This is a genomic window from Mesorhizobium sp. NZP2077, from assembly GCF_013170805.1.
GTDB lineage: Bacteria > Pseudomonadota > Alphaproteobacteria > Rhizobiales > Rhizobiaceae > Mesorhizobium.
In genome coordinates this window covers 3530008-3542362 of record NZ_CP051293.1, presented here as the reverse complement: position 1 = coordinate 3542362, position 12355 = coordinate 3530008, and the positions used below count along the sequence as shown (strand labels likewise).

Genomic DNA, 12355 nt, shown 5'->3' with positions numbered 1-12355 from the left:
TCAGACCGGCTTCTTGCCGAAAACGCGGATGTATTCGGCGACGCCGCCCTTGGCGAGCGCCTTGGCCTGCTTGACCCAGTCGTCGCGGTCGATGCGGCCGTGGAAGGAGAGATAGCCGTCCACCCAATCGCGCTCGGCCTTCTTCCAGGAAGCAACCTGCGCGAAGGTGAAAATACCAAGCGTATGCAGGACGCTTTCGATCTTCGGTCCGACGCCGGAGATCAGCTTGAGATCGTCGACCGCGGCCGGTCTGTCGATACCGGCCGGACGGTTCTTGTCCTCCAGCGACGGCTTTGCCGGCTTGGCCGCCGGCGCCTTGGCTTCCGGCGCCTTGAAGGCAGCGGCCGGTTCGGCCTTGGCCGTCGGCCCATTGCGCTGCTTGGCGACCTTCTCGACTTCCGGCGCTGCCGTGTTGGCGTTGGCGGCCGAATGCAGCGGCGCCGAAACGCTCGCCGCCTTCTCCGCCGCCGGTGCCACCTTGGTCGCCGAAGGCGTCTTCAAGGCCGGGCTGGTTTCGGGCGCGTCGGTCTTCGGCTTGCCGGCATTGGACGGCGCCACTGGGGCGGCAGCGGGCGCTTGCGCTGCAGGAGCAGCCGGTGCGGCTGCGGCCGGAGTGGCTGCAGCGGCCGGCGCCGCATTCTGGGCGGCCTTGGTCGCCGCCTTGGCTTCCTTGTCGCGGGTCGACTTGAGGATCGCCTTTTCGCTCTTCAGCGTCGTCAGGCCGGAGGCTGGTTCCGAGCCGGTGCGGCCATTCTGTGGCCCCGGCGCCACCGAGGCGCCCTTGCCCGCGTCATAGAGATCGATGATTTCGGCCAGCCGTTCCGGCGTCAGATCCTCGAACGTATCCTTGAACACCATGACCATCGGTGCGTTGACGCAGGCGCCGAGACACTCGACCTCTTCCCACGACAAGGTGCCCTTGTCGTTGGTGTGGAACTGGTCGTGGTGGATTTTCGAACGGCAGACATCCATCAGCGCTTCCGAGCCGCGCAGCATGCAGGGCGTGGTGCCGCAGACCTGGATGTGCGCGCGGGTACCAACCGGGTTCAGCTGATACTGTGTGTAGAAGGTCGCGACCTCGAGCCCACGGATACGCGGCATGCCAAGCATGTCCGAAATCGCCTCGATCGCCGCCTTGGTGACCCAGCCTTCCTGCTCCTGCGCGATCATCAGCAACGGAATGATCGCCGACTGCTCACGGCCCTTCGGGTATTTCTTGATCCATTGCTTCGCCGCCGCCGCGTTCGCCCGGTTGAAGGCAAAGGAGGCTGGCTGGACGCTTGCTTCTGCGAGACGGCGGACTGACATTTAGCGATCGACCTCACCAAACACGATGTCGAGGGAGCCGAGAACGGCGGTGACGTCGGCCAGCATGTGGCCGCGGCAGAGGAAATCCATGGCTTGCAGATGCGCGAAGCCGGGCGCGCGCAGCTTGCAGCGGTACGGCTTGTTGGAGCCGTCGGAGACCAGATAGACACCGAATTCGCCCTTCGGCGCCTCGACGGCCGCATAGACCTCGCCGGCCGGCACGCGATAGCCCTCGGTGTAGAGCTTGAAGTGGTGGATCAGCGCTTCCATCGAGCGCTTCATCGCCTGGCGCTTGGGCGGCACCACCTTGCCATCGAGATTCGACACCGGGCCGGTGCTTTCCTTGCCGAGCAGAAGATCGACACACTGGCGCATGATCCGAGCCGACTGGCGCATCTCTTCCATGCGCACGAGATAACGGTCGTAGCAGTCGCCGTTCTTGCCGATCGGAATGTCGAAATCCATTTCCGAATAGCATTCATAGGGCTGCGACTTGCGCAGATCCCAGGGCGCGCCCGAACCGCGCACCATGACGCCGGAAAAGCCCCAGGCCCAGGCATCGGCCAGAGAAACAATGCCGATATCGACATTGCGCTGCTTGAAGATACGGTTGCCGGTCAGAAGACGATCGAGATCATCGATCGACTTCAGGAACGGGTCGATCCACTTGCCGATGTCCTCGACCAGCTGGCGCGGCAGGTCCTGGTGCACACCGCCGGGACGGAAATAGGCGGCATGCATGCGCGAACCGGAAGCCCGCTCATAGAACACCATCAGCTTTTCGCGTTCGACGAAACCCCATAGCGGCGGCGTCAGCGCGCCGACGTCCATCGCCTGCGTCGTCACATTGAGGATGTGCGACATGATGCGGCCGATTTCGCAATAGAGCACGCGGATCAACTGGCCGCGCCTCGGCACCTCGATGCCGAGCAGGCGCTCGGCGGCGAGCGCGAAGGCGTGCTCCTGGTTCATCGGCGCGCAATAGTCGAGCCGGTCGAGATAAGGCACAGCCTGAAGATAGGTTTTTGCCTCGATCAGCTTCTCGGTGCCGCGGTGCAAAAGTCCGATATGCGGATCGACGCGATCGACGACTTCGCCGTCCAGCTCCAGCACAAGGCGCAAAACGCCATGCGCCGCAGGGTGCTGCGGCCCGAAATTGATGTTGAAATTGCGGACGGAGGTTTCAGCCATTCTGGCGCCTCAATTCGTCTTGGCTTTTTCGTCCCCGGGCAGCACGTAATCCGTGCCTTCCCAAGGGGAAAGAAAATCAAAATTGCGGAATTCCTGCTTGAGCTCGACCGGCTCGTAGATGACGCGCTTAGCTTCGTCGTCGTAGCGCACTTCGACGAAGCCGGTCAGTGGGAAATCCTTGCGCAGCGGATGGCCTTCGAAGCCGTAATCGGTCAGCAGGCGGCGCAGATCGGGATGGCCCGAAAACAGCACGCCATAAAGATCATAGGTCTCGCGCTCGAACCAGTCGGCACCGGGGAAAACACCGGTGATCGACGGCACCATTGTCTCCTCATCGGCCAGAACCTTGACACGGATGCGGACATTCTGTTTCGGCGAAAGCAGGTGGTAGACGACGTCGAAGCGCTTGGCGCGCGACGGATAGTCGGCGCCGCAGACATCGATGATCGAGATGAACTGGCAACGCGCATCGTCGCGCAGGAAAGTCACCACTTCGATGAGATCGCCCGGCTCGACATGGATGGTCAGCTCGCCATAGGCGATCGCCGCGTCATTGACGCGGCCGATCAGCTTTTCGCCGAGATAGGTCGACAGTTCGCTAAGGGATGCGGCCATGGATTTACCGTTCGATCGTGCCGGTGCGGCGGATTTTCTTCTGCAAGAGAAGAATGCCGTAGAGCAGGGCTTCGGCGCTCGGCGGGCAGCCGGGCACATAGATGTCGACCGGCACGATGCGGTCGCAGCCGCGCACCACCGAATAGGAATAGTGGTAGTAGCCGCCGCCATTGGCGCAGGAGCCCATCGAGATGACGTAGCGCGGCTCCGGCATCTGGTCGTAGACCTTGCGCAGTGCCGGCGCCATCTTGTTGGTCAGCGTGCCGGCGACGATCATGATGTCGGACTGGCGCGGCGACGCGCGCGGCGCAACACCGAACCGCTCCGAATCGTAGCGCGGCATCGAGGTGTGGATCATCTCGACCGCGCAGCAGGCCAGACCGAAGGTCATGAACATCAAGGAGCCGCTGCGTGCCCAGGTGATCAGTGCCTCGGTCGAGGTGACCAGAAACCCCTTGTCGGCAAGCTCATTGTTGATTTCGAGGAAGAAGGGATCGTCCTCCCCCACCGGCCGGCCGGTGTTGGGATCGATGATGCCCTTCGGCTTCGGCGCGACGAGGGTGCCTGAACTGTCGTTCAATCCCATTCCAGCGCTCCTTTTTTCCATTCATAGGCAAAGCCGATGGTCAGCACTGCCAAAAACACCATCATCGACCAGAAGCCGAGCATGCCGATCTTCGAGAAGGATACGGCCCAGGGAAACAGGAAGGCCACTTCCAGGTCGAAGATGATGAACAGGATCGACACCAGGTAGAAACGGATGTCGAATTTCATGCGGGCGTCGTCGAACGAGTTGAAACCGCACTCGTAGGCGGAAAGCTTTTCGGGATCGGGATTGCGGTAGGCCACCAGGAACGGTGCGGCCAGCAGCGCCAGGCCGACGACCAGTGCCACGCCGATGAACAGGACGATGGGCAGGTACGAACTGAGGAGTGCGTTCATGCTCGGCTTTCCGTTGGAGCCAATCCACTTTGATTACAGCACCGGACCTTAATGCGGAAGCGTGACAGTTTAACCGCTGAACCGTTTTAAGGAGCCTATGCTGCAACGCGGCGAGGGTTAGCGCAGCACTTCCAGCGAAGCAAGTCAAACCTTGTTCAAAACACCGGCCTGGACGGCATGTCGCGCTAAACTGGTCCGATCAGCTCCTGTTTGATTTCCTTCATTTTGTACTCCACTTTTGTCTCCTGACAGGGTTACCGCCAAAACCCTGCTAGCATGGGCTGGAATCACCCGTCTGTATGACGGCAAACGAGCCATAAGAGTCGCATCCGAATGAAGGAAAAGATCTCGCTTGCCATGGCCCGGCGCATCGCGCTCGCCGCTCAGGGATTTCTCGCTCCCCGCCCAAATGGTACGCCCGATCGCCGCCACTTCGCCCGTGTCCTCTCCCGCACCGGCCTGCTGCAGATCGATTCCGTCAGCGCGGTGGTGCGCGCGCATTATATGCCGCTCTATTCGCGCCTCGGCCCCTACCCTCTCGCCCTGCTCGACAATGCCGCCGTGACACGCAAGCGCACGGTGTTCGAATACTGGGCGCACGAGGCCTCCTTCCTGCCGGTCGAGACCTACCCGCTGATGCGCTGGCGCATGCAGCGCGCCGAGCAAGGCGACGAGATGTATCTGGGGCTGGCCAAATGGGGCCGCGAGCACGCCGCCTATATAGAAGAGATCTACCGCGAGGTCGTCGCGCGCGGCCCGATCGCTGCTTCGGCGCTCGAGGGCCAGAAGGGTTCGGGTGGTTGGTGGGGCTGGAGCCATGCCAAGCACGCCTTCGAATGGCTGTTCTGGGCCGGGCGCATCACCACGGCGCACCGCCGCGGCTTCGAGCGCTTCTACGACCTGCCGGAGCGCGTGCTGCCGCAAGCGATCCTCGACCTGCCGGTACCGGCCCCCGAGGACGCGCATCGCGAATTGCTGCGCATTTCGGCCCGCGCCCACGGCGTCGCGACATCAGGCGATTTGCGCGACTATTTCCGCCTGTCGCCGGCCGACATGAAGGGCCGGCTGGAGGAACTGGTCGAGACCGGCGAACTGGTGCCGGTGCGCGTCGAAGGCTGGGACAAGCCGGCTTACCTTCACAGGGACGCCCGTTTGCCCCGAAAAATCGAGGCCCGCGCCTTGCTGGCGCCGTTCGATCCGGTCGTCTTCGAACGATCGCGCTCGGAGCGGCTGTTCGATTTCCACTACCGCATCGAGATCTACACACCGGCCGAAAAGCGGCAATACGGCTATTACGTCCTGCCCTTCCTGCTCGGCGACAGGATCGTCGCACGCGTCGACCTCAAGGCCGACCGCCCGGCGAGCGTCCTGCGCGTGCACGCGGCCTACCCCGAGCCCGGCGCGCCGCCTGAAACCGCGGCGCAACTCTTCGAGGAATTGAAGCAGATGCAGGGCTGGCTCGGCCTTGAACGGATGGAAGTGACCCCCGCCGGCGATCTGGGCCCGGCGCTGGCCGACATGGCGGTGTCGTAGCCGCGCGTTGACACCGCCGCCTGCAAAAGCCTAAATCCGCTCCAGACGGTCCCTTGCCCGCAACGGCAAGGGCTAAGAGGGAATGCGGTGCGGGACAAAACCCCAAATCCGCGGCTGTCCCCGCAACTGTAAGCGAAGAGCCAAGGCCGAAAGCCACTGGGAGGTTCCCGGGAAGGCGGCACCCAAGGCGATGACTCGCGAGCCAGGAGACCTGCCGTCTGCGACAAGATAATCCGATCGCCCGGCGGGTTTCCGGGCAAGGAGCCCGGTTTTTGGACCACTACAGCAGTTTTTCGGCTGGCACAGCGGATATTCCGTCCGCCGATGGCGATGCTTTGGCCGGCGTCACCGTCATTGTCTGCGCCTCCTGCCGCGATGAAACCGGCTCGGATGCCCATCCGCGTGCCGGCGAACTTTTGGCCGAAGATACGCGCCAAGCCGCAGCGGCCGACACGATCCGCGTTCGCACGGTCGAATGCCTCGGCAATTGCAAGCGCCGTCTCAGTGCGGCCATCCTGCGCGATGGCTGCTGGAGCTATGTGTTTGGCGACCTGACCCTGACCAGTGGCGCCGACCTCGTCACTGGCGCAAAGCTCTTCGCCACTTCGACGGACGGCCTCATCCCATGGCGCGGCCGGCCTGATTCCCTCAAGCGCGGCCTCGTGGCGCGTATTCCACCTCTCGACATGCTGAAGGACCAACCATGAGCGCTTCCGTCTCCCGTGTACCCTGCACCGTCGTCACCGGCTTTCTCGGCGCCGGCAAGACGACGCTGGTTCGCCACCTCCTGGAAAACGCCGGCGGCAAGCGCATTGCCATTATCGTCAACGAGTTCGGCGACATCGGCATCGACGGGGAGATTTTGAAAGGCTGCGGCATCGACACCTGCCCCGAGGAAAACATCGTCGAACTGGCCAATGGCTGCATCTGCTGTACCGTCGCCGACGATTTCGTGCCGGCGCTCGACAAGATCCTGTCGCTGACGCCGAAGGTCGACCATATCCTGATCGAAACCTCGGGCCTGGCCCTGCCCAAGCCGCTGGTCCAGGCTTTTCAGTGGCCGACGGTGAAGAGCCGCGTGACCGTCGACGGCGTGATCGCCGTGGTCGACGGCCCGGCGCTGGCCGAAGGCCGCGTCGCCAACGACATCGACGCCTTGCAGGCGCAGAGGACTGCCGACGACTCACTCGACCATGACGACCCGGTCGAGGAGGTGTTCGAGGACCAGATCGCCTGTGCCGACCTGATCATCCTGTCGAAGAGCGACCTGATGGATGCCGCCGGTTCGGCCCGCGCCAACGCCATCATCAATGAACATTCCGCCCGCGCGGTAAAAATCGTGCCGACGTCGCATGGCAAGGTCGATTCCTCGGTGCTGCTCGGCCTCGGGCTCGCCGTCGAGGACGATATCGAAAACCGCAAGTCCCATCATGACGGCGCCTTCGACCACGAGCATGACGACTTCGACACCTTCATCGTCGACATTGCCTCGGTCGCCAATCCCGACGAGCTGGCAAAGCGTGTCGCCACCGCCGCCGAACAGGAAAACGTGCTGCGCGTGAAAGGCTTCGTCGAGGTCGGCGGCAAGCCGATGCGGCTTTTGCTGCAGGCCGTCGGCCCGCGCGTCAATCATTACTACGACCGCGCCTGGACGGCTGAGGACGACCGCCGCTCACGCCTCGTCGTCATCGGCCTCAAGGGGCTGAACCGCCCGGCAATCGAGCGTATACTCGCCGGCTGATTTCAGACACGGGCCGCGATGCACATCCTAACCACGACCTCCGCCTCGCTCGACGATCTCGCCGAGCCGGTCGATCTGCGGCAGACGCCGGCGGATATCGTGGCCCTGTCCTTCACCGACAGCGACCTCGCCGGCCTTGCAGCCGCGTGGAAGGCGGATGCCGGCCGCCTGCCCTCGATGCGGCTGGCGGCGCTACGCGACCTGCGCCACCCCATGTCCGTCGACCTTTGGGTCGACAGCGTCGCCCGCCACGCCAAAATCATCCTGGTGCGCATCCTCGGCGGCTACGACTGGTGGCGCTACGGCTGCGACCAGCTTGCCGCGACGGCCCGCGAACGCGGCATCAAACTGGCGCTGCTTCCGGGTGAAAGCCACGACGAGGATCTGCGCTTGATCGAAGCCTCGACACTGCCGCGTGAGGAATTGGATAGCCTGCTCGGCTATTTCCGTGAGGGCGGCCCGGCCAATATGAGCGCGCTGGTGCGCAGGCTGGGAAGGTTGGCGGGGGCGGAGGCAGCTGTCACCGAGCCGGTCAGCGTGCCGAAAGCGGGCTACTACGAGCCGAACCGCGGCGGCGTCCACCTCCCCCTAGTGGGGAGGGCCCGGCCGCAGGCCGGGGGTGGGGTCCTCTCCGAAACGCGCCGACTCAAAGAAACGTCGCGCCCGGTCGCACCACCCGGCCCTGCGGGCCACCCTCCCCTCGAGGTGGAGGGAAAGGTCGTGCCGATCCTGTTCTACCGCTCGATGCTGCTCGCCGCAGATGTCGCGCCCATCGACGCCCTTTTTGAAGCGCTGCGCCAACGCGGCATGCTCCCGGTCCCCATCTTCGTCTCCAGCCTGAAAGACCAGACATCCCTGGCCTTCGTGGAAACAGCCCTCGCCTCCCTGAACCCCGCTGCCATCATCACCGCGACCGCCTTCGCCTCCGGTGCCGAACCCGGTGTCGAAACCCTGTTCGACCGCGCCGGCGTGCCCGTCTTCCAGGTCATCGTCGCCACCACCCGCCTCGACGTCTGGAAAAACAACCAGCGCGGCCTGGCGCCCGCCGACCTTGCCATGCATGTCGTGCTGCCCGAACTCGACGGCCGCATCCTCGCCGGCGCGATTTCCTTCAAGGGCGAGAGCGAAGTTGATCCGGCGCTCGGCCATCGCGCCTTCGCCAACCGGCCGGAACCGGATCGCGTGGCGCAGGTGGCGGACCGTGTGGCGGCCTTCATCAAACTGCAGGGGACGCCCCGCGCCGAGCGCAAGCTGGCCATCCTGATCCCGGATTACCCAAGCGCGCCGGGCAGGACTGGCTATGCGGTCGGCCTCGACGTGCCGTCGAGTGTGCTGGCCATGCTGTATGGCCTCAGCGAACAGGGCTATGTCGTTGAAGGGATTCCGCAAACGCCGCGTGAATTGCTGGATTTGCTGGAGCGGGGCGATGGTGGGCTGGGGCTGGACGACTATCTCGGGCTCTCGAAAGGGTTGCCGGCCGAGGCAATTGCCGCAGTAGAAGCGGCATGGGGCAAGGCAGAAGAGACAGGTTTGCGAGAGGCCCCCCTCTCTGTCCTGCGGGACATCTCCCCCTCAAGGGGGGAGATCACGCCGTCATTACCGCCCTCGCCAATAGCGACCGTTGCAAAGGGAGATCCGGCGCCCGACCTGCCAATCTCCCCCCTTGAGGGGGAGATGTCCCGCAGGACAGAGGGGGGTGCTCAAGCGCCAATCTCCGCAAGCTTCCCCTTCCGCGCCGCCACCTTCGGCAACATCACCGTGGCGCTCGCCCCCGATCGCGGCCGCTCAGCCGACCGCCGCGCCGATTACCACGACCCGACCCTACCGCCGCGCCACGCGTTGCTCGCCTTCGGCCTGTGGCTGCGCAAATCGCTCGGTGTCCACGCGCTGATCCATGTCGGCGCCCACGGCACGCTGGAATGGCTGCCCGGCAAGACGGTCGCGCTGTCGCAAACCTGCTTTCCCGAGATCGTCACCGGCGCATTACCCGTGATCTATCCCTTTATCGTCTCGAATCCCGGCGAGGCGGCGCAGGCCAAGCGGCGCATTGCCGCCGTCACCCTCGGACATCTGCCACCGCCGCTGACCGGCGCCGGTTTGGACGAAAACCAGCACAAACTCGAGCGCCTGGTCGACGAATACGCCCAGGCCGACGGGCTCGACCGCCGCCGCCGCGACCGCCTGGCCAAGCTGATCGTCGACACAGCGCAAATGACCGGCCTCGCCTCCGAAGCCGGCGTCGCCGGGACCGATGCCCCCGACGAGGCGTTGCGCCGGATCGATGCCTGGCTCTGCGACCTCAAGGATTTCGCCATCAAGGACGGGCTGCATATCTATGGCCGCGCGCCCGACGATGAGCCTGACGCCATGCGCCGACAGAGTGCCGAGGCTGAAAAGGCGGCGCTGGTCGCCGCGCTCGATGGCCGTCACGTCAAGGCCGGCCCGGCCGGCGCGCCCGCGCGTGGACGTTCCGACGTGCTGCCGACCGGCCGCAATTTGTTCACGTCAGACCCGCGCACCATGCCGACGCCCACCGCCTATGATCTCGGCAGGGCGGCTGCGGAAGAAGTCGTGCGCGGCTATATGCAGTCGCATGGCGACTGGCCGCGCTCGCTGGTCATCGATCTCTGGGGCTCGGCCTCGCTGCGCACAGGCGGCGAGGAGATCGCGCAAGGCTTGGCGCTGATGGGCTGCCGGCCGCAATGGGATCACGCCACCGGCCGCATCACCGGCATCGAAGTGCTGCCGCCGGCCACGCTCGGTCGCCCACGCGTCGACGTCACCTGGCGCATCTCAGGCCTGTTCCGCGACATGTTCCCGACCCAGATCGCACTGATCGACGCCGCCGCCAACGCCGTTGCCGCGCGCGACGAGGACGATTCGGAAAACCCGCTCGCGGCCAGGACCCGCGCCGACGGCAAGATCAGCCCGCGCATCTTCGGCACCTCGCCCGGCACTTACGGTGCCGGCGTCGAGGATATTTTGTCCCGAGGCGACTGGGCAGCGCGCGAAGAGATTGGCCGCGCCTATCTCGATGCCACCTCGCATGCCTATGGCGGCGAAGGCGGCGAAGGCATCTCGACACCCGGCGCCTTCGAGGGCCGCATCGCCGAAGCCGATCTTCTCGTCCACACCGGCGACGACCCCGGTCGCGACATTCTCGAAGGCTCCGCCGATGTCGCCTTTATCGGCGGTTTTTCGGCAGCGCTGGCAGCTCTCGGCAGGAATGCCGACGTCATCGTGCTGGACACGACGGACCCGCAAAAGCCGAAGCCGCGCTCGGTCAGCGAGGCCGTGTCACGCGTCGTGCGTGCCCGCGCCGTCAATCCGCGCTTCATATCGGGCCAGATGCGCCACGGCCCGCGCGGCGCATCGGAATTCGCAGAGACGGTCGACCGGCTGGTCGGTTTCGCCGAAACCACCCATGCCATATCGGGTGCGCTGATCGAGGCCGTGCACGACGCCTATGTCGGCGATCCCCTGGTCCGCGCGTTCATCCTGCGTGAAAACCCGGCCGCCGCGAAAGTCATTGCCGAGCGTTTTCTCTCGGCGCGCCGGCGTGGCCTCTGGCATCCCTTGCGCAATTCCATCGACGATGATCTCGCCGCGCTGATTGCCGAGGCCGAGGCGCTCGGGGTGGCGGCATGAACGCCTTCTCGCGTCGCGGTGCCTGCCCGGCTTTGTCGGCGCCGATGCAGACCGGCGATGGGCTGTTGGTGCGGCTCAATCCTGTTGCCGGAGGCCCCTCTTCTGGAGGCTTATCGCCGAAACTGTTGATTGGGCTGGCCGAATCCGCCTTGCGGCATGGCAACGGCATCATGGAAGTCACCGCGCGCGGTAGTTTGCAGATACGCGGTCTGACAACGGAAAGTGCTGCGCTGCTGGCGGCGGAGGTGGATGCACTTGGCATTGCGGTGCGCACCGGCGTGCCGGTCGAGACCGGACCGCTGGCGGGCATCGATCCGCAAGAGATCGCCGATCCCCGGCTGCTGGCGGAGCGGATCAGGGTGGCGATCGAGGACGCAGGGCTGACGCCAAGGCTTGGACCGAAGGTTTCGGTTGTCGTGGATGGTGGCGGGCAACTGACGATGGATGCGGTGACGGCCGATGTGCGGCTGACGGCGGTGCAGAGCAACGAAGGCGTTCTATGGACTGTATCTGTCGCTGTGGACGGCCAAAGCGCGAAACTGCTTGCGACGGTTGATGACAATGCAGCGCGCGACATCACTGTCGCTGCTCTCCGAATGGTTGCCGAGAAGGGCCGCGACGCCCATGCGCGTGATTTGTCGGAACGGCAATTGGCGTCTCTCGCCGGTTGGCTATACCTGACAAGTTTGCGCGAGGCGCCCTCCTCCGGCAGGACAGAGGGGGGCGCCCCGCGCAAACCTATCGGCCTTTTCCCCTTAGCCGGCGACACTTTCGCCCTCGGCATCGGTCTCCCCTACGGCAGCATGCCAGCCGACAAAATTATCGCCCTCGCCCAAAGCGCCCTCGCCTTCGGCACCACCGAAATCCGCCTCGCCCCAGGCCGCGCTCTGCTCTTCCTTGGCCAACCGGCAACCGCCAACGAGCCCCTCCAACAAACCGCCGCCACCCTCGGCTTCGTCACCTCTCCCACCGACCCGCGCACGCGCATCGCCGCGTGCCCCGGCACGCCGGCCTGCGCTTCCGGCCGCATCGCCACGCGCGACATCGCCGAAACGATTGCCGCTGAAAATGCCGACATCCTCGACTTCACCTTGCACATTTCCGGCTGTGCTAAGGGCTGCGCCCATCCCGGCCCGGCGGCACTCACAATCGTCGGCGGCGAAAATGGAGCCGGACTTGTCGTGAACGCGACGGCAAAGGCCCTTCCTGCCGGCTACAGGCCGGGCTATGACGCCGCGCGCGGCTTCAGTCGCGTTGCTGCCGTGATCCGCAGCGCACGATTTGAAGGCGAAACCGCCGCCGCTTGCCTGACAAGGCTCGGGCCGGCAGCAATCGCCGAGGCTTACCGACAGGCCCAAAGTGAAAAACGGAAATGAG

The 12355-nt window shown here is 64.9% G+C and carries 10 protein-coding genes and 1 riboswitch; of the genes, 5 read left to right on the top strand and 5 right to left on the bottom strand.

The window, feature by feature from the left end; all coding sequences use genetic code 11:
• The 5 genes from HGP13_RS17505 to HGP13_RS17485 are packed head-to-tail and all read right to left on the bottom strand — an operon-like array spanning nt 1 to nt 4056.
• The gene (locus HGP13_RS17505; RefSeq protein WP_172227640.1) at nt 1–1308 is read right to left on the bottom strand and encodes an NADH-quinone oxidoreductase subunit E; all 1308 of its coding nucleotides are present in this window, start codon (nt 1306–1308) and stop codon (nt 1–3) included.
• The gene (locus HGP13_RS17500) at nt 1309–2499 is read right to left on the bottom strand and encodes an NADH-quinone oxidoreductase subunit D (protein ID WP_095204095.1); all 1191 of its coding nucleotides are present in this window, start codon (nt 2497–2499) and stop codon (nt 1309–1311) included.
• A 9-nt stretch (nt 2500–2508) separates the two neighbouring features.
• Entirely contained in the window at nt 2509–3114 is a 606-nt protein-coding gene (locus HGP13_RS17495; RefSeq protein WP_172227638.1) for an NADH-quinone oxidoreductase subunit C, read from the bottom strand.
• Nucleotides 3115–3118: 4 nt separating this feature from the next.
• Entirely contained in the window at nt 3119–3700 is a 582-nt protein-coding gene (locus HGP13_RS17490; RefSeq protein ID WP_013531090.1) for an NADH-quinone oxidoreductase subunit B, read from the bottom strand.
• Nucleotides 3691–4056, bottom strand: a complete 366-nt coding sequence (locus HGP13_RS17485) for an NADH-quinone oxidoreductase subunit A (RefSeq protein WP_010910112.1) — start codon at nt 4054–4056, stop codon at nt 3691–3693. The genes HGP13_RS17490 and HGP13_RS17485 overlap by 10 nt, the downstream gene beginning before the upstream one ends.
• Nucleotides 4057–4389: 333 nt before the next feature.
• Between HGP13_RS17485 and HGP13_RS17480 the strand changes: the two genes are divergently transcribed.
• The 5 genes from HGP13_RS17480 (at nt 4390) to cobG (ending at nt 12354) form a co-directional block, all read left to right on the top strand.
• A complete protein-coding gene (locus HGP13_RS17480) occupies nt 4390–5589 on the top strand; it encodes a winged helix-turn-helix domain-containing protein (protein ID WP_172227636.1) in 1200 nt (399 codons plus the stop codon).
• 29 nt (nt 5590–5618) lie between these two features.
• Nucleotides 5619–5823, top strand: a riboswitch (cobalamin riboswitch).
• A gap of 38 nt (nt 5824–5861) precedes the next feature.
• Nucleotides 5862–6296 (top strand): DUF1636 family protein, encoded by a 435-nt coding sequence (locus HGP13_RS17475; protein ID WP_172227634.1) that lies wholly within the window; start codon nt 5862–5864, stop codon nt 6294–6296.
• Entirely contained in the window at nt 6293–7330 is a 1038-nt protein-coding gene (cobW, locus tag HGP13_RS17470) for a cobalamin biosynthesis protein CobW (RefSeq protein ID WP_172227632.1), read from the top strand. Before HGP13_RS17475 ends, cobW begins: the two co-directional genes overlap by 4 nt.
• An 18-nt stretch (nt 7331–7348) precedes the next feature.
• A complete protein-coding gene (cobN, locus tag HGP13_RS17465; protein WP_172227630.1) occupies nt 7349–10978 on the top strand; it encodes a cobaltochelatase subunit CobN in 3630 nt (1209 codons plus the stop codon).
• Nucleotides 10975–12354, top strand: a complete 1380-nt coding sequence (gene cobG, locus HGP13_RS17460; protein ID WP_172227628.1) for a precorrin-3B synthase — start codon at nt 10975–10977, stop codon at nt 12352–12354. Before cobN ends, cobG begins: the two co-directional genes overlap by 4 nt.
• The last annotated feature ends 1 nt before the right edge of the window (nt 12355 follow it).

Coding starts and splice junctions, on each gene's coding strand:
- cobN (WP_172227630.1), top strand. CDS start 7,349: ATGCACATCCTAACCACGACCTCCGCCTCGCTCGACGATCTCGCCGAG.
- HGP13_RS17500 (WP_095204095.1), bottom strand. CDS start 2,499: ATGGCTGAAACCTCCGTCCGCAATTTCAACATCAATTTCGGGCCGCAG.
- HGP13_RS17485 (WP_010910112.1), bottom strand. CDS start 4,056: ATGAACGCACTCCTCAGTTCGTACCTGCCCATCGTCCTGTTCATCGGC.
- cobW (WP_172227632.1), top strand. CDS start 6,293: ATGAGCGCTTCCGTCTCCCGTGTACCCTGCACCGTCGTCACCGGCTTT.
- HGP13_RS17505 (WP_172227640.1), bottom strand. CDS start 1,308: ATGTCAGTCCGCCGTCTCGCAGAAGCAAGCGTCCAGCCAGCCTCCTTT.
- HGP13_RS17480 (WP_172227636.1), top strand. CDS start 4,390: ATGAAGGAAAAGATCTCGCTTGCCATGGCCCGGCGCATCGCGCTCGCC.
- HGP13_RS17495 (WP_172227638.1), bottom strand. CDS start 3,114: ATGGCCGCATCCCTTAGCGAACTGTCGACCTATCTCGGCGAAAAGCTG.
- HGP13_RS17490 (WP_013531090.1), bottom strand. CDS start 3,700: ATGGGATTGAACGACAGTTCAGGCACCCTCGTCGCGCCGAAGCCGAAG.
- cobG (WP_172227628.1), top strand. CDS start 10,975: ATGAACGCCTTCTCGCGTCGCGGTGCCTGCCCGGCTTTGTCGGCGCCG.